The organism is Cryobacterium sp. Y11 (genome assembly GCF_002929535.1).
GTDB lineage: Bacteria > Actinomycetota > Actinomycetes > Actinomycetales > Microbacteriaceae > Cryobacterium.
Genome location: NZ_PJJO01000057.1, coordinates 93,879 through 112,784, shown reverse-complemented (window position 1 = coordinate 112,784; position 18,906 = coordinate 93,879). Strand labels below are relative to the sequence as shown.

Annotated in this window: 23 protein-coding genes and 1 pseudogene; 7 read left to right on the top strand and 17 right to left on the bottom strand. The window is 62.0% G+C overall.

All coding sequences use genetic code 11. The features are described from left to right. Positions 1-19: 19 nt before the first annotated feature. The 7 genes from CXY75_RS21040 to CXY75_RS11150 form a co-directional block, all read right to left on the bottom strand. Entirely contained in the window at positions 20-1,684 is a 1,665-nt protein-coding gene (locus CXY75_RS21040) for a family 1 glycosylhydrolase (protein ID WP_158251186.1), read from the bottom strand. Positions 1,685-1,898: 214 nt separating this feature from the next. Next, positions 1,899-2,093 (bottom strand): hypothetical protein, encoded by a 195-nt coding sequence (locus CXY75_RS20530; protein WP_104082896.1) that lies wholly within the window; start codon positions 2,091-2,093, stop codon positions 1,899-1,901. Positions 2,094-2,108: 15 nt separating this feature from the next. Beyond that, on the bottom strand, positions 2,109-2,240 hold the full coding sequence (locus CXY75_RS20755; protein ID WP_255411786.1) for a hypothetical protein: 132 nt from the start codon (positions 2,238-2,240) through the stop codon (positions 2,109-2,111). Next, positions 2,237-2,461 (bottom strand): CAT RNA binding domain-containing protein, encoded by a 225-nt coding sequence (locus CXY75_RS20525; RefSeq protein WP_104082895.1) that lies wholly within the window; start codon positions 2,459-2,461, stop codon positions 2,237-2,239. Before CXY75_RS20525 ends, CXY75_RS20755 begins: the two co-directional genes overlap by 4 nt. A 55-nt stretch (positions 2,462-2,516) precedes the next feature. Further along, positions 2,517-3,800 (bottom strand): M18 family aminopeptidase, encoded by a 1,284-nt coding sequence (locus CXY75_RS11160; RefSeq protein ID WP_104082894.1) that lies wholly within the window; start codon positions 3,798-3,800, stop codon positions 2,517-2,519. 47 nt (positions 3,801-3,847) lie between these two features. Then, positions 3,848-4,597 carry a hypothetical protein gene (locus CXY75_RS11155; protein ID WP_104082893.1) on the bottom strand — a complete coding sequence of 250 codons (750 nt, stop codon included), beginning with the start codon at positions 4,595-4,597 and terminating at the stop codon, positions 3,848-3,850. A gap of 236 nt (positions 4,598-4,833) precedes the next feature. Beyond that, a complete protein-coding gene (locus tag CXY75_RS11150; RefSeq protein ID WP_104082892.1) occupies positions 4,834-5,343 on the bottom strand; it encodes an N-acetyltransferase in 510 nt (169 codons plus the stop codon). Between the two features lie 445 nt (positions 5,344-5,788). Between CXY75_RS11150 and CXY75_RS11140 the strand changes: the two genes are divergently transcribed. Then, positions 5,789-6,052 carry a hypothetical protein gene (locus CXY75_RS11140; protein WP_104082890.1) on the top strand — a complete coding sequence of 88 codons (264 nt, stop codon included), beginning with the start codon at positions 5,789-5,791 and terminating at the stop codon, positions 6,050-6,052. A gap of 129 nt (positions 6,053-6,181) precedes the next feature. On the opposite strand, the gene CXY75_RS11135 is transcribed toward CXY75_RS11140, so the two are convergent. The 6 genes from CXY75_RS11135 to CXY75_RS11110 form a co-directional block, all read right to left on the bottom strand. Further along, the gene (locus tag CXY75_RS11135; protein ID WP_104082889.1) at positions 6,182-6,736 is read right to left on the bottom strand and encodes a GNAT family N-acetyltransferase; all 555 of its coding nucleotides are present in this window, start codon (positions 6,734-6,736) and stop codon (positions 6,182-6,184) included. 333 nt (positions 6,737-7,069) lie between these two features. Then, positions 7,070-7,519, bottom strand: coding sequence for a cytotoxic translational repressor of toxin-antitoxin stability system (locus tag CXY75_RS11130; protein WP_104082888.1), 450 nt, complete (start codon positions 7,517-7,519; stop codon positions 7,070-7,072). Beyond that, a complete protein-coding gene (locus CXY75_RS11125) occupies positions 7,512-7,931 on the bottom strand; it encodes a prevent-host-death protein (RefSeq protein WP_104082887.1) in 420 nt (139 codons plus the stop codon). The genes CXY75_RS11130 and CXY75_RS11125 overlap by 8 nt, the downstream gene beginning before the upstream one ends. Before the next feature lie 157 nt (positions 7,932-8,088). Further along, positions 8,089-8,895: an AAA family ATPase gene (locus tag CXY75_RS11120; protein ID WP_104082886.1), complete on the bottom strand. Its 807-nt coding sequence runs from the start codon at positions 8,893-8,895 to the stop codon at positions 8,089-8,091. A 2-nt stretch (positions 8,896-8,897) separates the two neighbouring features. After that, on the bottom strand, positions 8,898-10,280 hold the full coding sequence (locus tag CXY75_RS11115; protein ID WP_104082885.1) for a Mu transposase C-terminal domain-containing protein: 1,383 nt from the start codon (positions 10,278-10,280) through the stop codon (positions 8,898-8,900). A gap of 7 nt (positions 10,281-10,287) precedes the next feature. After that, complete coding sequence (locus CXY75_RS11110) at positions 10,288-10,884, bottom strand: recombinase family protein (RefSeq protein WP_104082884.1); 597 nt, start codon at positions 10,882-10,884, stop codon at positions 10,288-10,290. Between the two features lie 409 nt (positions 10,885-11,293). Here CXY75_RS11110 and CXY75_RS11105 point away from each other — a divergent pair, with 409 nt between their 5' ends. The 3 genes from CXY75_RS11105 to CXY75_RS20750 all read left to right on the top strand — a co-directional run bounded on the left by CXY75_RS11105 (position 11,294) and on the right by CXY75_RS20750 (position 12,308). Further along, positions 11,294-11,656, top strand: a complete 363-nt coding sequence (locus CXY75_RS11105) for a PadR family transcriptional regulator (RefSeq protein WP_104082883.1) — start codon at positions 11,294-11,296, stop codon at positions 11,654-11,656. Next, a complete protein-coding gene (locus CXY75_RS11100) occupies positions 11,653-12,105 on the top strand; it encodes a hypothetical protein (RefSeq protein ID WP_104082882.1) in 453 nt (150 codons plus the stop codon). Before CXY75_RS11105 ends, CXY75_RS11100 begins: the two co-directional genes overlap by 4 nt. A 71-nt stretch (positions 12,106-12,176) precedes the next feature. After that, the gene (locus CXY75_RS20750) at positions 12,177-12,308 is read left to right on the top strand and encodes a hypothetical protein (protein WP_255411784.1); all 132 of its coding nucleotides are present in this window, start codon (positions 12,177-12,179) and stop codon (positions 12,306-12,308) included. Between the two features lie 396 nt (positions 12,309-12,704). Here CXY75_RS20750 and CXY75_RS11095 read toward each other — a convergent pair whose 3' ends face one another. The 4 genes from CXY75_RS11095 to CXY75_RS11080 form a co-directional block, all read right to left on the bottom strand. Further along, complete coding sequence (locus tag CXY75_RS11095; RefSeq protein ID WP_104082881.1) at positions 12,705-13,988, bottom strand: Fic family protein; 1,284 nt, start codon at positions 13,986-13,988, stop codon at positions 12,705-12,707. A gap of 560 nt (positions 13,989-14,548) precedes the next feature. Beyond that, on the bottom strand, positions 14,549-15,484 hold the full coding sequence (locus tag CXY75_RS11090; protein ID WP_199182433.1) for an ABC transporter permease: 936 nt from the start codon (positions 15,482-15,484) through the stop codon (positions 14,549-14,551). 91 nt (positions 15,485-15,575) lie between these two features. Beyond that, positions 15,576-16,622 carry an aliphatic sulfonate ABC transporter substrate-binding protein gene (locus CXY75_RS11085; protein WP_104082880.1) on the bottom strand — a complete coding sequence of 349 codons (1,047 nt, stop codon included), beginning with the start codon at positions 16,620-16,622 and terminating at the stop codon, positions 15,576-15,578. Between the two features lie 56 nt (positions 16,623-16,678). After that, positions 16,679-17,635 carry an ABC transporter ATP-binding protein gene (locus CXY75_RS11080; RefSeq protein WP_104082879.1) on the bottom strand — a complete coding sequence of 319 codons (957 nt, stop codon included), beginning with the start codon at positions 17,633-17,635 and terminating at the stop codon, positions 16,679-16,681. A gap of 211 nt (positions 17,636-17,846) precedes the next feature. Here CXY75_RS11080 and CXY75_RS11075 point away from each other — a divergent pair, with 211 nt between their 5' ends. From CXY75_RS11075 to CXY75_RS21035, 3 genes and pseudogenes are all read left to right on the top strand, one after another. After that, a complete protein-coding gene (locus CXY75_RS11075; protein WP_104082878.1) occupies positions 17,847-18,101 on the top strand; it encodes an SDR family NAD(P)-dependent oxidoreductase in 255 nt (84 codons plus the stop codon). Positions 18,102-18,107: 6 nt separating this feature from the next. Beyond that, the gene (locus tag CXY75_RS11070; RefSeq protein WP_104082877.1) at positions 18,108-18,482 is read left to right on the top strand and encodes a hypothetical protein; all 375 of its coding nucleotides are present in this window, start codon (positions 18,108-18,110) and stop codon (positions 18,480-18,482) included. A 164-nt stretch (positions 18,483-18,646) separates the two neighbouring features. Then, positions 18,647-18,889, top strand: a pseudogene (locus CXY75_RS21035) (IS3 family transposase); the annotation flags it as partial. Positions 18,890-18,906: the final 17 nt, after the last annotated feature.

Genomic DNA, 18,906 nt, shown 5'->3' with positions numbered 1-18,906 from the left:
TTAAACGTATATCTCGACGCTATCGGGTAAGGCTCGCGCCGTTGGACGTGATGACCTCGGCATACCAATCGACGGACTTCTTCTTGTAGCGGTTTAGGGTGCCGGTGCCGTCGGCGATGGCCTCGCCCACCTGCACGAGGTGATCGTTGAAGTATTCAATGCGGTAATCGTCGATGACGGTCTTGCGGCCGTCGATCATGACAAGCTCGTCCGTGGCGCCCAGACCGTTCTCCACAATGAAGAGCGGCTTCTGCCAGCGGTCCCAGAACTGGTTCAGCACGATGCGCAGACCGACGGGGTCGATCTGCCAGCCCCACTCCGAGGCCTTGAGCGTCGGGTTCTTAACGCCCGGAAAGATGTTGCCTTGGCCCATGATGCGTTGGGAAACGTCAGCGGTCTCGGCCACGCTCACGTAGTAGCTGAACGAGACGAAGTCGACGGTGTTCTTCTTGAGAATCTCGCGGTCCTCGTCGGTGATCATCAGGTCGACGCCCTGGTCGCGCAGGCTGCGCAGGTAGTAGCCCGGGTATTCGCCACGAACGTGGATGTCGCCGAAAGCGAGGTTCGTGCGCTCGGTGGTGAGCGATGCCATGACGTCGTCGGGGTCCGGCGAGAGCGGATACACCGGCATCGCGAGGATCATGCAACCCACCTGGGCGTTCGGAGCGAGTTCCCGGGCAGCTTTGGCTGCCAAGGCGCTGGCAGCGAGCTCGTTGTGCACGGCCTGGTAGAGGTTGTCATCGGTCGGTGCAGCAGCGCGCGGCGTGGCGATTCCCTGCAGCATGACGTCCTGAATTGACAGGCCCTTGCCGCCCTGGTTGTATGCCCGCTCGATCTGGTTCGCGGCCGTGGCGCCGCCCCAGAGGAAATCTGCGGGGAAGGGTGATGAATTAGTCATTCGTGTACTCCTTATTAATCGGTGCATTTTCGATGCCGTGTAGGGGTGGAGGAGCGGTCGGGCAGCTCCCCCACCGGTGCCTACTGTGCTTTCTGGTTCAGGCGAGAGCCAGTTCTTCTTCGGCAATGGCGAGGAAGAGCGAGTCTCCATGCGCCACTGGGCCTGATGCGGGCGACCCGATGGTCGGGTATTTTTGGGGTTCGTGATGATGACCGGGGTGATCACGTCGTATCCCGCCGCGGTGATAGCAGCGATGTCGAACTCGACCAGAAGATCTCCTGCCTTCACCTGCTGGCCCTTTTCGACCTTCACGGAGAAGTGCTTGTCGCCGAGTTTCACGGTGTCGATACCGATGTGAATCAACGCTTCAGCGCCGTCGGCGTGCGTCAGGCCGATAGCGTGCCCCGTGTGGAACGCTACGACCACGACGGCATCGAACGGGGTGTGCACCGCGCCGACGCGCGGCAGGATCGCGACACTGTGGCCCAAGGTGCCACCGGCGAAGACCACGTCGGGAACCTCGGTGAGCGCGACGACTGACGGGTACACGAGGGCACCGGCAATCGCGAGTGACGTGAACTGATCCGCCTTGAAGTACTTCGCTGCGGTGATCGCGAGCGCGAGCGGTAGAAAGTTGATGAACGCATCCGAAAGCGCGCCCAGCAGCGTATAGGTTGTGGTTGTGTTGTCGATCCAACCGAAGGTGACCGCAGCGGCAAGGAAGGCCTTGAGCAGGCCGGTTCCGGCCACAGCCCAGACCAACGGGGTGAAGATCGCGGAGATCATTGCGATGAAGCGGTTCAGAAGGTTGCCCTGTGGGCCATCCGACGCTGACTTCTCAGTGGAAGGGTTCCAAGATTTTGGGCAAAAAAGACCTGAACTCCTGCACCGCGTGTATGCGGTTCGAGTCCAGGTTTTACCTGCTTGCGCAGTAACGATCCAAGATGCTTCCACGGGTCGTCTTCGACCTGTATGTGTATGAAATTGGGCTAAGACACTGTCACGAGGCCGCGCCATCGACCACCTGGTTAGCCAGACGCTCAAGGTGCACGATGACGCACAACAATTCTTCGTCGGTGAGTTCGGAGGCGGTGGCGGCGCTCACGTAGAGCTTGACGTCGGCGGCAATGGCGTCGGAGCGCGGATAGCTGCGTTTGGCGAATTCGAAGAATGACGTGTCGGAGCCGCGCAGCATCGATTTCGCACCCAGTCACTGCAACAAAAACTGGATGTGCAGGATGAACCTGGCATAGTCAGGGCTCGCGGGGTCGAGTTGCACGCCGAGGCTGCGGCCGAGCATCCGTTCTGCTTCGTCGACGGCCAGGGTGACGACTTCGATCACGGGTACGGCACCGATACGAGAAGTTGCCGGGCATGGTCGGCCCCACTGCACTGCTCGAGGATGAAGGTTTTCTCGACCTTGGCCGGGTCGACGGAATCGGTCGGCAGCAGCTGGAACCCCAGCCCCCGCCCCATCAGTACCCTCTCCTGACCCAACTCGTCGATGGAGATGACGACGTTGTTGAGTACTTTGTGCGCAATCGTTGCCTGAGAGCGCGCCACCCCGCGTTCCGTCGCCAGAGAAACATACTAGAGCGGATGCCTGACCAGCGACCGATTACACCTCAGGAGCAAAGAAAGCGGCCACGGCCGTGCGGAGCGCCTGTGGATCGTTGACGTGGCAGAGTTCCCGCGCGGAATGCATCGACAACAGCGGAACTCCCACGTCGACGACGCGAATGCCCAGCCGGGTCGCGGTCAGCGGTCCGATCGTTGAACCACAGGGCACCGTGTTGTTGGAGACGAATTCCTGGTACTCGACGTTGGCCTGGGCGCAGATGCGCGCCCAGAGGGCTGCGCCATGGGCATCCGTTGCATAACGCTGGTTGGCGTTGATTTTGAGCAGCGGACCTCCGCCGAGGATGGGCGTGTTGGCCGGGTCGTGGCGCTCCGGATAGTTCGGGTGCACGGCATGTCCGGCATCGGCGGAGAGACACCAGGACTCGGCGTAGGCCTGCAGCCGCTCTGACACGGTGGCACCCAGGACGGCGCCGATGCGGGTGAGGATGTCATCGAGCAGCGGCCCGCTCGCGCCGGAACGCGACTCGGAGCCGAGTTCTTCGTGGTCGAAGGCGGCGAGCACGCTGATCGGGCCAGTGGTCTGTTCACTCGTCGCGATGAGGGCGCGCAGCCCGGCATAGACCGAGGAGAGATTGTCGAGGCGCCCAGCGGCGAAGAGTTCATTGCGGAGGCCGAAGGTGGCTGGCGGGTTGGTGTCGGCGGTCAGGATGTCGTAACCGGCGACATCCGCTGCCGATAACCCTGCCAGGCCGGCCAGATGGGCCACCAGGTCGGCCTCTGATGCGTCGCCAACGCCGAAGACGGGAGTGAGGTGGCGTTGCCGGTCGAGGGTGAGGCCGTTGTTGACCTCGCGATCAAGATGCACGGCGAGCTGCGGAATGCGCAGGAACGGACCGGTCCGCACCAAATGTTCGGTGCCATCGCGGGTGACCAGCCGGCCGGCGAGTTCGAGCTCGCGGTCGAGCCAGGAGTTCAGCAGCGGCCCGCCGTAGACCTCGACGCCGGCCTGCAGCCAGCCGTGTGAGCCGATCGTGGGCTTCGGTTTGAGCTTGAACCCCGGGGAATCGGTGTGCGCGCCAAGAATACGAAACGGGGTGGTCGGACCGGCGCCGGCCGGTTGCGACCAGGCGATGACGGCGCCGTCGCGCACGACGTAGTGGCCGATACCTTCAAAAGCCTGAGTCCAGTCGTCTGACTCGCTCTGCCGGATGAATCCGGCCGCGTCGAGGCGTCGGGCGACCTCTGCGGCGGCGTGGTACGACGACGGTGATGCTTGGAGAAAGGCGGAAAAATCGGCAATGTACTCGGGCTGTGCATCCATTTATCCATCCAACCACTCGTGCCGGGCAGTGGATGCCGCTGGCCGGGCTATGAATCGGAGGCGGCGATGATCGGTGCGTTGGACTGCAGCGCAGCCCGGGCGAAGGCGGCACCGCCAACGGTGACTGCACTGCGATCGCCGTGCCAGGCATCCGTCTGTTCGAACACACTGAGCCGGTTGAGCAGGCGCCATTTGGTATCGACGAGGTGCCAGACCGACTCCGTCGTCGGTTCCTGACCGTCGGACTGCGCCCAGCCGAGCGAACCGAGCGCGCGCGCGAGGGTCACCAGGTAGTCCTCGTGACGGGTGAGACCGCGGGTCGCAACGAACAGCAGCAGCAGCCGGGTGGCGTCACTCACTGCGGGCGTACGGCTGTGGTGAATGGTGCGGGCGAGGTGCCACCAAAGATCGCGGGGATTGCCGACGAGGGCACGACCCTTTTTGGTGAGCAGCAGCAGCCCCTTGCTCATGCGCAGCAGCCCAACGTCGCGCAGGTGCCCACGCAGTTCCTGCAGCGGACGCAGGTGCACCTCGCGGTTGACGCTGATCGGCCAGCCCCAGTCGAGCTCGGCTGCCGCCTCCACGACAACGGCCGGCGGAAGGTGCCCGGCCTTGGTCAAACGGATGCCGTCGGTGCCGACCCGGTTCAAAATCCACTCTGCTTGCACGACCATGCGCGCCATGGCCCGTTCCTGCAGCAGGATCGGGTCGCCCACACGCGCCTGTCCGATGAGTCGTCGAAAACCGACAACCGCATCTTCCGGCAGCCGCGTTTCGATCTCCTGAATCACGTTCACCCACCGAGCCTACTGAGCGATCGCGTTCAGCGGTGACGAATGCCCCGCGACACGCACACGACACCGCGCCGCTGACGGGCACAGCATTGTCGCTGTCATCGCCTTGTTGTCTCGTAGCATCCGGTGAAAAGGCTCGCCCTGGCGCACAAAATCCGCAGCGGGACTATTTGACCGACGGTAGATCGGCGACCACCACCATGAACGAGGTAAATCAGCTGAGCTCTGGCAATTGATTGTTACAGTGTCTTCGTCATTTCTAGTTCCTTCTTACTGGGGTCGAGATTGTAGGCGACGGTGTGGCCCGTGGCCATAAACCCCCGTCGTACATAGGCCTTTTGTGCGCGAATATTGTCTTCGTGCACCTGAAGAGTCAGCTGGTCGCCCTCCTTGCGTGCCCAATCCTCCACGGTATTTAGCAGGGCATCGGTCAGGCCCATCTTGATGCCTCGGAAATCAGGTGCCACGTACACGCCCACCAGGATCGCTCCGGTTTCTGGATCCGGTACGAATCCGGCCATCGTCCCGATCCAGCGCCCAGATTCAGCGATCGCGGCAATCGCGATGCCGTTTCCGCTGGCACCACGCTGTGCGCGCATTCTCCACTCGGCCTCGCCGTGACTCACGGCTGTCTCAAGCGTCTCGGTATATGCCGTCGGGGTATCCCGAATCATCTCAAGCCGCAATTCGCGGATCTCACGCCAGTCATCAGCGGCTGTTGGTCGTATCAAGAACTCAGGGGTGCTCATTCGGCGAGCCTAGCGACATCAACTGGGTTGGAATCACCGCGCAGACGATGTGGACGCTGCCGCATTCATCCGCAACGTTCTGCCTGCAGTTCTCTAGCCAGGCTGAACGGCGACATTAATGGCGTCCACGACGGATCGGGGCTGATCCACGGTGAGCACCAGTCGTGCAAAGTGCTCGTCAAGGAGCTCGATCACGACTGATTCCCTTGGTGCGCTGACGTTCCACAACGACTTGTCGCCGTCCTTGTTGAACGTTCCCGCCCATTTGCCCGGTATCGCCACCCGGGGCCTGAACGCTACTCCAGGCATGAACCACCGCTGCCGTCCCGCTTGGGGACCCTCTGCGGGACGCTCTCCCCAAAGTGGATCCCGCGCGAGCGGTTTGTTGGCAGGGCGGCGCAAAATTGCATCACTGGGATGCCGGAAGGATTGCTAGGTTCATTTCTTGAAGGCAGAGACTGTTACCGTCGGTGTTCGTGATCTTGACCGTGCGATCGCGTTGTATCAATCGGCCGTCGAGCTGGGTGAAACTGACCAGATTACTCTGGACGGACTCGCCGAATTTGATCTCGGCGCGTTCTGGCTCCAGCTGGCCTTGGCCCCAGATCTCGCGGGTCGAGATGGTATCTCTGTGAACATCAGTGTGCAGAATGCTGCGGTGGAGCGCGAGAGGTTTGTGGACCAGGGCCTGACGGTCACCGAGTTGTAGCGTTTTACAGGGGTGGTCGAGTTCTTCGAGCTGACTGATCTGGACGGCAACAAGATCGGGTTCGTCACCGAGTTGAGCTAACAGGCCGACGACCGCACGGGGAACCCCTGCCGGGTACTTTGCTTCGTATTATTGCGGCAGCGTGAGGCTGAGCCATCGTTCTTCGATGGCGTAGCCGAGATGTTCATTCATGCGGATGCTGCCGGTGTTGACCTGCGCGCCACCCGTGCCGAAGATCCTGACGCCGTCATCGGCCAAGGCCAGGATCGACGCCGCCTTAACGGCCATGGCAAGCCCCCTGCGGCGGTATGAGGGGTCGACGGACGTGAATTCGGTTTCTCCGCGCGCGGTGATCAAGCGGATGACGCTGACTGCCACGAGTTGCCCGTCATCGATGGCGCCAAAGATGCGGCAACCGGACCTCCAGAGTTCGAGCACGTCGGACTCGTCGCGGTGCGGCACTTCTGTCGCTGGCGTGTATGGGTAGTCGGCGTAGTTCAGGGCTTCCAGTGCCGTGACCTGAGGCGCCCATCTGGCGTCGAGTTCGTGGATAAGGAATGCTTGTTCCGTTGCCGCGACGACGGCCGTGTTCAGTCTCGCCAGGTCGGGGGGATCACTGAGACGCAGGCGGGCACCCCACGATTCGCCGACAACGACGTATCCACTCTGCGTTAGATGCTGCATTCGCGGATCGTTGAATTGGACTATCTGTAGATCCTCAGTCACCAGCACAGTTTGTCAGAGTGACACTTGATTTCCGACTGCAGACGAAATAGTGCGCCCTCGTGAGGAAGTGCCCGCCAACCCTTTACGGGACACATGCTGGACGGGCGCAATCGTCCTGTCGTTGAGTTTTTGAGTCCTCTTGGCGTAATGAAGTGTCTACAGGTAAATTTGCGTGTAATTATTTTGGTACACGGGAGCGAGAGGTTGTTATTGGACAGGCTAGAGAGAATCGCTGCCACAAGCACGGCGAGCATTCCTGAAGCGTCATCAGTCCAGGAGCTGTCGCATCATTCACGAACGGCGTTGGTGGTCGTAGCGCTCGGCCATCTTCTCGGACAGCAGCTGCGCAGCATCCGCCGCGGTGAGTTCCAGGCTCGCGCTTTCGTCGACGCCGAGTTCGCTAAGCGCGCGAACGAGATATAGCGGTAATGGCTCTTTCTGGGTCAGGGTTTCGGGCGCCCCGCGGTCCGGCAACTTCTTGTCACGAACACAGGCCCAGAATGCCTCAGCGTCAACGGTGAGCTGGGTTCGCAGGATGTGGGTCCACATTCCAGCAGAGTACGTCGACCTGTCGACGGGCCTGGAGATTCTCGTGCGGAGGATGTGCCCGTCCCAGAGCGCCAACTCATAGGTGCGGTGATGCCGGACAGGCTGTCCGGATGCGCCGCGCACGAGCTGCCACTGCTCCGCCACGCAAAAATCATCGTGGTCCTCGCGGGTCGCGGCCGGGTACTTACTCACCGCCGCTCTCAAGCCATTCGAGGAGCTCCTCGTCGGTTGAAAGTTTGATGAGCTGCACAAGCGCCCAGTTGTCGGCGTGATTCGGAGCATGCTCCAACCGGTCGTCCCAGTCTTCGGCGTACTCACGAAGCGATAGGGCCAGGTCAGCAAGCGCGCCGTCAACGTCCCTACCCTCAGACACGAAGGGGCGACCATCCATCAACGCAATAGTGCGGTCATCTTCCCGAGTAACGCGAACGCGCGGCGATACAGTTCGAGAGAAATATGTACGGAGCCGATCCACTGGCATGATCGCCGAGAGCTGACCGTCGCGCTGCAGGGTGACGGTCCGCCCGCGCGCGGTCGCATCGAACACTTCCTTGAGATGTGAGCGCGCTTCTGTAAAAGACTTGTAATCGGCGACGAGTGGCATTTCAACCTTCCGGCGTAGGTGACCCCGCGCGTGCGAACGTACGTCGAGTACGTCACGTACATGTTAGCCCGATGCCACCTCTCATGGCCGTCTCGGCCAAGAACTCACCTGTGGACTTCGGCGCTCTTTGGCGGCGTTCTGTGATCGCTCTGTGTCGCTAATTCCCGATGACGAGGATGCTGGCGGCGGCTTCGATGACGTCGTCGGTGATGGTCTCAAGTTGGTTGATCTTGAGTACTCGGTTGATTTGGGGGAAGAGGCGTTCGAGGAGGCGGAAGTTGCCGCGCGTGATGCGTTCGATCGCGGCGATGGCTTGCGCATCGGTGAAGTCGTCGGGGTCGAGGGTGCGGCCGAGGTGTTTCCAGTGGCGGTCGAGCACGAAGAGGAGTTCGTCGCGGCCGAGGGCACGGTAGTGGTGGGAGAAGCCGAGTCGACTGTATAGCTGGGGATAGTGGCGGAAGCGCTGGTCGATTCCGGGCATGCCGATAAGGATCATCGCGAGGTGGGTTCGGTCGTGCCGGTCGCGGAGGAGTTCAAGCGCGACAGGGGTGAGTCGTTCGGCTTCGTCGATGATGAGCAGTTCCACCAGGTGTGCAGCTCTGCCCGGTTTGAGTGGCACGGGGTCGAGCGTGCGGAGGTGTTCGTCGGCGCATATACCGACCCTGGCCTGCCAGTGGTCGACCTCGTCCATAAGCGTCTTGGGCCTACAGAGGACCTCGGGTGTGTAGAAGACTGTGCGGGATCGGTTGGCGAGAGCGTAGTGCTTCGCGTCGTGATCGCCGCGTGGTCCCCATTCGGTGAGGTAGGGCTCGAGGGCGTCCCAGTTGGCGTATCGGCGGGCGGAGTTGGTTTTGCCAACGCCGGCGTCACCGTGGCAGATCCCGATGGTCTTCTCTTTCCGGACGGCGTTGGCGAACTCCGTGAAACGGCGGTGCTCCTTGGTGACGATGAAGTCCTGATTCATTGCTAGTCCTCTTCATACGTACGCAGCCGTCGCCGGTGCGGTGCCGGCTCTACGGCCTGGGTTTCCTCGCGAGCGGCGACCGACGGGATGCGGTCGTTGATGCTGTGGCGAAGCTCGCGGCGGCGCGCTCGGCGGGCTGTTTCGATGTCGCGCAGGCTGAGCCGGAGATTGGGGTGGGCTTCATCGACGGCGACGCAGACAAAAGTGTCGTGGTCGTAGACCCGGATTTCGGAAACATCGCGCGGGTCGTAGCGGATGGTGATGGTGTGCCCCACGAAGGGGGCGAGCGTCGGGGCGAGGTAGCGCTGGCCTTGAAAGTGGATGCCGTCCCGCTGCACTGTTCGGCTCTTGGGGACGGTCAGCAGAAGTCCGTCGAGTTCCTCGAGACTGTCAGGCATCCGAGGCAGCCACCCTTCAGCAACCCAGGCGTCATGCGGGGAGGCGCCGAGCTCGCTGTGAATTCGGGCGTTGTAGGTAGCGATGAACTCTCCGATCGCTCGATCGAGATCGGGGAGGTTCAGTGCGGGTTCCGGCTTCCGGCTGCCGGGACCGAGGTGTCCGGGGAGGGCAGTGAGTAGCTCGGTGTTGATGGTGCCGAAGAACCGCTCGATCTTGCCCCGGCCCTGGGGTCGACCGACGATGGAGTGGATGAGGCGGATGTGCAGTTCGATGGCGGTTCGTTCGAGGTGGTGGCTGGTGAAGTCGGATCCGTGGTCGACGTGCAGGATGTCGGGGATGCCGCACATCGCCCACGTCGGATCGGTTTTACGCCAGATCGCTTGCCGCAGCGCGAGCGCGGTGTTGAGTGCGGAGGGTGCGCCGGTGAAGACGGTGTACCCACATATCGCGCGGGAATGATCGTCCTCCACCGTGGTCAGCCACGGCCGGTCGGGCTTCCCGTTGGCGCCGACGATGAGGATGTCGAGTTCGGTGTGATCCGCCTGCCAGGTCTGGTTAGGGCGATCAGCGCGGCGCCGAAATACGAGCTCGTAACGATCCCGATACGACACGGGCCCCTCCAACGCGAGAGTGACGAGGGCCGGATCCAATGCCAGGACAATCTCCCGCACCGTCGAATAGCTCGGCGCGAGCGCGCCCTGGTGCCGCGATTCGACCACAGCGAGACGGTGCAGCGTCGCCAGGCTCGGGCGTGGCTTCGTCAGTGCGAGCCGTTCAACGAACGCCACGACCGTGGCCGCGGTGCGTCGCGTTCCAGTGTCGGCGCGCGGGCGAGGGTCAAGCGCCACGATGCCGCCACCCTGGTAGAGCTGGTGCCAGCGTTGTAACGTCCGCGCGCTGATCCCCGTGTCCCGAGCGAGAGCCGCAAGCGGCACCTGGTCCTCGACGTGAAGTCGAAGAACCCGCCACCGCTCATCGCCGTCCATGACGCCGCTACATCGCTGCGCTCTCGCGGGCGGCGAGGGCGTGCTGGTGGCGGTAAAGCGTTGCGCGGCTCCATCCGACGAGGTGGGCGGCATCGGCGGCGGTACGTCCGCGCTTCCGGGCGGCGTTGACGATCCCGAGCTTGTCGGCGATCACTGTCGGGTCCACGGCTGGCCGGCCGAAGCGGGTGCCGGCAGTGCGTGCCGCGGCGATGCCGGCATTGACGCGTTCGACGATGAGTTCGCGCTCATACTCCGCCAGTGTCGCGAGCATGTTCAGCATCAGCCGACCGTTCGTCGTGGCGGGGTCGATCCCATCCGAGATCGAGCGGACGAGCACGCCGCGCTCCCGGAGCAGGTTCACCGTGTTGAGGACATCGATGAGGGACCGGCCGAGCCGGTCCACCCGCCACACAACAATAACGTCGCCGGGCTCGGCGTAACCGAGGAGCTTCTTCATCCCTGGACGCTCAATGGCCGTCTTGCTCCCCGAGGTGATATCCGCGAAGACGTCTCTCTTTTGTACCCCGGCTGCAACAAGTGCATCGAGCTGCAACTGCGCATCCTGACTCGCCGTACTCACTCGCGTGTAACCCAGCATCCTCATAAATTCATTCTGCCTCACAAAGTCCCTTCTGGGCCAGTGAGACACGATGAATGGCGAGACGACTTTCTGAGACAAAATCGGCGCCTACACTTCCGCGTTTTCCTGCACTTCGTCCACGACTCAATTTGGGCAGGTTTCGTGTCTCGTGAATCTGTAGCTTTCTGAGACATCCACCTCGAGCGGTTGAGGCCCGCTTATCGGTCTCAATCTCGGGCCGGGAACGGGGACAGGGACAGGGACAGGGACAGGGACAGGGACAGGGCGGCCATTCTTCGCCCGGTCGAATCGATTCCACACGATGGTCACGCGCACCTCTGCGATCCGGGCGATGGACTCGCGCAGCAAGCCGCGAGAGAGTACTGAGCAAAAACCTTGACGATACCTTGCACCGCATGATAACTTTTGCCGCATGGTACAAAACACAACAAGTACTCAATTGCGGCGAGGAGTGATCGGGCCCTGCATCCTCGTCCTGCTCAGCACCGGGCCACGGTTCGGCTTGCAACTCGTGCGCGAATTGGACGCGGTCGGCGGGTTACTGACTAGTCAAGGAACCGTGTACCCACTCCTCAACCGTTTGCACGACGGAGGTCTCGTGACCAGCCACTGGGAAGTTGACAAGGGCGAACGCCCCCGTCGCTACTACCGCATCACAGACGCCGGACGCGCCGAGGCAGAAACTTTTCGCGGCGATTGGGAGCACTTCTCCCACTCCGTGAGCACCCTACTTACTCATCTGACTCCCGCGACCACGGAAAGCGAAACAAATTGACGAACATCATCCAGCACCCGGCAATTGTCCACTACATGGCCCGCTTTGATGAGGAAGCCAAAGTTATCGGGGCCGCCCGCCGCCTCGAGCTCCGGGAAGAAATCGAATCGCACCTAACCGACGCCCTTGAAACGAGCGCGACAACCGAAGCAATCGCTGTTGTCCTTGACCAGCTTGGCACCCCCGCCGAAATTATTAGCCAGGAACTGGACTCAGCACCGGCAGGACAGCCCCGTGTTGCAGCTACGACGGTTGCTGATCCTGCCGGTCGGATCCTCTTGCTCGCCATCGCCGGAGTCGCAGTCGTCTGGCTACTCCTCAGCGCCACGCCCTTCGTCTTCGCTCTCTCTGCCCCACTACCAACCTGGCTACTCACCACGTGTGCAGCCGTCATCGTGGTCAGCGTGTCCGCACTGGTCGTCAGCATTCGCCGGCTACGGCGCAAGTAACCGAAGTTCAACCGAAACTTCTCAGCGCCTAAACCGCAGAGAAGCGCTCGCACCCTAAAGATCGGAATGAAATGAATCCATCCAATTTGCTTACAGAGCCACCACGCATCAGCCCGTCTGACATTGACCTTCCACCCACCGAGCCAATCGACATCACCGCCCTCATCTTCGGCCAGGAGAACAAGAATCTTCCACCCCGGTAGTCAGCGCACTCTGTGGCTCATTGGAATTGACCGACAAAGCCCGGGGTGATTCCGCACTTTGCTGCCGAGAACGGCGGGCACCATTCCAAGCGTTCACGGTACTCAGCGCGTCCCGTAGGGGGTCACCTTCTGAAGCGCCGGCACCGCCACGAAGCCATCACAGAACGCCGCCAAAGAGCGCCGAAGTCCGATAAGAACTCACCGCAACTGCACGCCCGCACACATTGACTCGAAGGTTGCAATGTGCCCGTAAGGGGAACCCTCTACGGGACGGATGCTGACCTCGGGTTGTATGTCCGCCACCTCAGCGCAGGCCGGATGGCAGGCGAGCGACGCGAGACCATTGGAATGGATTGTTGTACGTCTACCATTCCGACGAGTATTGATCGTGTGGGCTCAATCTTTTGGGCGCAGCACGCCCATCTGGTCGACGGCTGGCGCCGGCGGTCCTAGCCGCGGCTTGCCGGGTCCGGTATCACCTGCTCCGACGCGGTTGCTGCGTTCGGTCAAGCTAACGAGGGCGAGGTGGCGGTCGGCGCTCCAGCAGATCAGTCGACCCTTCTGGTCCTTGTTGCGCCCCAGGATGCCCGCGTCGGCGAGCTGTACCAGCGCGCGATGTGCCGCTGCCGTGGACACTCCGTGCCGGGCAGCAACAGTTTCGATGGTCAGCACGGGCTCGCTGGCCAGCGTGTCCAGAATGCGCAAGATCACAGCATCCTTGCGCGGAGTGGCCGGCGAGATCTCGTGCTGTCTGCGGTAGTGGCTGAGTTCCTCGCGGACAGTCAGGTCAAGTGCCTCGATGTCGACAGACAAACGCACTGCGTTTGCGGCAGCCAGCTCAGCCGCGTGGGCGAAGCCAATGATCCACTCGTCCAGGCGAGAGGGCTGTACCCGGAAGGCCGTCAGTCCCTCGAGGTACGCATCCTTGTTACCCGCAAACACCGTACTAATCGGGATCAGCACGTGCCGCAGCGCATCCGTTCGGCGGAGGATCGTGTGGATGAGTGCACGTCCGGTGCGACCGTTACCGTCGATGAACGGGTGGATAGTTTCGAACTGGGCATGAGCGATCGCAGCCCGCACGATTGGATTGCCCGCTGTTGCACTCACGAATAGGCACAGATCATCGACCAGGCGCAGCACCTCAGTCTCCGGCGGAGGCACGAAGTCTGCCCGGAGCGGGCTCCAGCCGGGCCCGCCCACCCAATTCTGCTCAGTTCTCAGCCCGAGCTTGAGCGCGGGCTCGATGATGTGCTGCAGGCGCTCGATGTCGGCCGTGGTGACAGCGCGATCGCGATCAGCAAGCTGCGCGATCGCCGCCTCAGTAGCGCGCACGTTCGCAACGACGTCCACCGCAACGCGCGTTCCCTGCTGAAGGAGCTCGGCGATAGCGAGCTTCTTGGGGGTGACGCTGTTGCCTTCGATCCATGACGACGAGATGCTCTCGGAACGAATCAACAGGTGATTGAGGTAGCCCCCGCGGGCGCCGATGCGCTCGTCTGCACGCGCGAGCACCGCCAGAGCGTCTTCCGCAGCCTGCTGCGCTTCCCGGCCGAGTTGCGGCACCGGGGTGCCAAGCGCGTCGGGAACGTACGCTTGATAGTGCCCCGGCGCCCTGTCCTGACGGCCGAGGTGCGTAGCGTCTTCCGGGTTCCAGAGCAGGTCAACGTAGTGGGGCATGAGTCGCTTCTAACGTCAAGGACTGAGTAGGTATATTTACTTTATTAGTAATAAAGGTTATTTTACCCAATGACGCTTCTACTTGTCCGTTTTGCTCCCGTGAGTCTAACCGGGAGCAGGCTGATCGCCAGAATCTGACACAGCACCGTGCTCTTGGCAGGGGACGCCTCGTCGAAGGCCTAACCGTCACCAACTGGAAGCTCGCCCTCAACCAACTCGCCCTGGTCTACCCAGACCGAATCAACCCCCACCTATAACCAATTCCACATCACTTACACAAACTACTTGACAAGCTCGCGGAGTAATGTTCCGGCAACCCTCGGGCGCGGGTTCCTGACCGCGACCCGGTCAAAAAAAAGGGACCAACATTTAGAAGACAGCGACCTCATCGCCCTGAGCCTGCCCGAGATCAGACACCTCCTCGTCCGTCTGATCTTCAGCTAGCCGCCGAACCCTGAACACGTCTTCACCCGTTCACGCTGGCGACGCTGACATCAACAAACCGCGAAACGACATCACTATCGAACCCGCGGACACGCCCCGTAAACGCAGCTGTAGTACTAGGCCCACTTTCTGTTCGCCCATCTTTCGAATACCCCGACGATGGCATCCGTCAGTTTTCCGAGAATGGCCAACAGAATGATCGCCAGAAAAATGCGGTCGACTCGGCCATTGCTTTGTGAGTCGATGAGCAGGAAGCCGATGCCCATCGACGACGCGATCAGTTCGGCGGCAACCAGGAAAAGCCAGGCCTGGGCGAGGGCGAGTCTGAGGCCGGACACGACGGAGGGAATGACAGCGGGCAGTTGCACGAGGGCGAAGAGTTTGACTCCCTTCAGCCCGAAGGCGCGCCCGGCTTCGACGAGCTGGCGGTCGACGTGTCGAAGTGCGGTCGCGACGGTCGTGTAGACGGGGAAGAACGCGCCGATCACGATGAGGGTGATTTTGGATTCCTCGCCGATCTTGAGCCACAGGATGAGCAACGGAACCCAGGCGAGCGATGGAACGGCTCTAATGGCGCCGAGGGTTGGCGCGAAAAAGATGTCGGAGGCACGAGAGAGACCGACGAGGGCGCCGAAACCCAGTCCGAGGCCCGCGCCGACCACGAAACCGATGAGCACCCGCTGAGTGGAAATCGCCACGTACTGGCCGAGCAGGCCGCGCTTGGCCAGGTCGATGCCGGCCAACCAGACCATCTCGGGCGAGGGCACTTGCGAGACGCTGAAGATGCCGAGAGAAGTCGTGAGTTGCCAGGCCGCCACAAGGATGATCGGCAAGATAGCGCCGCTGCCGATGACGTACCACGCGCGTGCGGAGAGTCGACGTCCGACGGGGCGCTTCGCCCCGTCCTCCAGGTGCTCTGCACGTTCGGTCGCCGCCGGCACGTCGACTCGGGAGCGCACCCCGGCTCCGGGGCCGACCGACTGACCAGGCGACGCGCCGAGCAGCCCGCGGCGCTCTTGTCCGCTGTTGGTGAGCTTGTCGCGTGGCGGCATTCGTTTAGTCTTTCATTCGTGTATCCGGTTTCGCCCTTCATTCGAACCGAGGGCGCGAACGGCGAGCGAAGCTCAAGCAAGGAGAGTACGGCTAGCCAACTGCTGACGGGTCAGCCTTCGTGGCGAAGGTGTCGTTGATCAGGGTGTTGAGCGCATCGTCAATCTGGCTCTGCTCGGCGACGTCGCCTATGGCGACGAAGATCGGGCCGATCTTTGCCAGGATGGAAAGCTGCGCCTCACCGGGCACGTTGTCGACGCCGAGATTGCTACGCTCGGCGATAACCTTGGTGGCGACGGCCAGGTCGATGCCGGCGGCGTCGGCTAGGATCTGTGCGGTCTCATCCGGGTTTGCCAGTGCCCAGGCGCGGGCCTGCTCGTAGACGTTCACCACGCTCTGGGCGACATCCGGCTTCTCGGCGATGAATTTTTCTGTCGCATTGAGAAAGCCAAAGGTATTGAAGTCGACGTTGCGATAGATTAGCTGCGCATCGGCCTCTTCGGCGCCCGCCATGATCGGGTCTAGCCCGCTCCATGCGTCGACGGAGCTGTTCTGCAGGGCAGCCCAGCCATCGGCGTGCTGCAGGTTTTGCACGGTCACGTCGTCCGCGCTGAGGCCGCCGGCCGCGAGTGCCTGGAGCAGGAAAAAGTACGGGTCGGTGCCCTTGGTGGCCGCGACCTGCTTGCCCTTGAGGTCGGAGACGGATGTGATCGGCGAGCCCGCTGGAACGACGAGCGCCGCCCACTCCGGCTGCGAGAAAATATCGATGACGTGGATAGGTAAGCCATTGGCGCGAGCTAACAGCGCGGCCGACCCGGCAGTGGAGCCGACGTCGATGGCTTCGGCGCGCAGTAATTCGTTGGCCTTGTTTGAACCAGCCGAAAACACCCAGTTGACGGTGATTTCCTGCTCGGCGAGTGCGTCTTCGAGCCAGCCCTTCTCTTTGATCACGAGCGAGAGCGGGTTGTAGGTCGCGAAGTCAATGTTGAGCGTGCCTCCCTGCGTGAGCGTTCCGCCTGCCGTGGATCCAGTATCTGGGACTGCCGATTGGTTCTCGCCGGCAATGCAGCCGCTGAGGAGCAGTACGGCTCCGGCGGCGATGGCGATGAGTGCCGTTAGAGTCAAGGGCCGTTGTGTCATGACTTTTCTCTCGTGTGGGTGCGGTCTGTGGATGTTCAGGGGTCGGTACGGGAAGATCAGTAGGGGAACGCGGGGATAGTGGATTTCGCCGCGATGCCGAGACCAGCCAACAGCCGCCCACGCAATTCGGCGAGTTCCGCGGAGCCGCGGTCCCGTGGGCGCGCGCCGGGAACTGTGAGTTCCTGCAGAACGGTCGCCCCGTAGACGCGGTCGGCCACCGCAGTGCGGTCGGCCACCGCAGTGCGGTCGGCCACGTCGGTCCCCTCCTCTTTATCGGTGCCATCCTCATAGCCAAGCAGGATGATGCGGTCAGCCAGCTGAAGCGCTTCGTCGACATCGTGTGTGACGAGAAGAATTGTCGTGGGTGCGGCGACGTGCACGTCGAGCAGCAGGTCCTGCATTTTGAGTTTGGTCAGTGCGTCGAGGGCACCGAATGGTTCGTCAAGGAGAAGCACGCCCGGATTGCGCGCGAGCGCGCGGGCAAGGGAGGCACGTTGCGCCATGCCGCCGGAGATCTCGCGCGGACGATGTTCGGCGAAACCCGACAAGCCGACAAGTTCGAGCAACTCTGCCACCCGGTTGCGGCCGACTGCCCGCGAGGTTCCGGCCGGAAGACCGAGCGTCACGTTTGCGGCGACCGTGCGCCACGGCAAGAGGCGCGGTTCCTGGAAGCCGACCGCGCAGCGCGCATCGATGCCGGCCACCGGTGAACCGTCGATACGCACGCTGCCCACGCTCGGCGAATCGAGACCGCCTGCAATGCGAAGGAGCGTCGACTTCCCGCATCCGCTGGTGCCAAGAATCGCAAGGACCTCGCCGGGCCGCACCGTCAGCGACACGTCCCGCAGCACCGGGTACATAACACCGCGCGCGCCACGCTTCTTCTCCGAGGCGAAGGCGCGACCGACCCCGACGAACTCGACGGCGAAAGCACAGTTGGTCGATACATGGCCGCCGGGCAATGCTTCCAAGCTCGTTGCAGCCCCGGTGCGGGTGGTTGTGGCGTTCGGCATAAGTCCGGTCTAGTCATTGGTTGGGCGGGATGGCGATGGAGGCCTGGAGTGGTGGGCTTGGCTTGCCTTGAATCGACGGTACAGAACAGCGATCGGTCAGGGTAATACCACCGCAACCCGGCGTAACAGAACCCTGCAGAAACTCTTGCGATGATTACCCCATGACTCGAACCGTTGCCAGAGCCCTCGTATCACCAGTACAGCCATAGGCATGGGCCGCCTGTATGCCGAACATGCTGTCGCTGAGGGCGCGAAGGCCGTGACTCCCTGGGATCGGGATGCCGCATCGCTGACCTCGACCGAAGCAACGCCCGGCGCTCAGGCCTGTGCGGACACGCGTGTAGTGACCTACGTCGTCGACATTTCCGACCTGGGCGCGATCGACCGGATTGCCCAGCAAGTGCGCGTCGAGGTGGTCGACCCCGATATTGTGATCAACAATGCTGGCATCATCCGTGGCAAATAATTCTGGGTGTACGACATCGGTGACGACATCCGCCCGAGCATGAAGGTCAGCACGCTCGCGCCCAGGTATATCACGCACGAATTTCTGTCCGCGATGATGAAGAATATCAACCTGGCCTTGCCCCCGTTGGGTGGACACCTCACCAGAGAGAATGTTCACATGGGAAAGACACGCAGGGAATTCACTCCTGAGCACAAAGACGAGGCCGTGCAGCTGATGATCAACACCGGCGAGACCGGAGTCACCGAGTCTGAACGGGCCGAGTTGCTCCGGTTGCGGAAAGAAAACGCGGATCTGAAACTTGATCGGGCTTTTCTAAAAGAAGCGTCCATCTTCTTCGCCCAGGAACCGTCGGATACGGGCGCAAAGCGTTCGAATTGATTGGCGTAAGAAGACCAATTTCACCATCGCCCGTATGGTCCGCCTGCTTGAGGTGTCCCGATCCGGCTACTACGTCTGGCGCGACCGGAAACCATCGGACCGCATCATTCGGCGGGAGAGCATCGAGCAGAAAGTAACCGTGGTTCCACGGCGACTCCGACGAGGTCTACGGCTCGCCGAGAATCCTTACCGACCTCCGTGCCGACGGGGAAACTATCTCACGCAAAACCGTCGCCAAGACCATGCAACGCCTCGGGCTCGTGGGCATCTGCCCGAAAAAGTGGAAGACCAGCACGATCATCAGTACAGAGCAAGTCAATATCGTCTGCGTAATGGCACTTTTTTTCAAGGCCGACGAGGGCAGCCGTGCGTCGACACGACCATTTCGGACCGACCACCGTTCGTAGCTGGTTGCAGTTTCCTG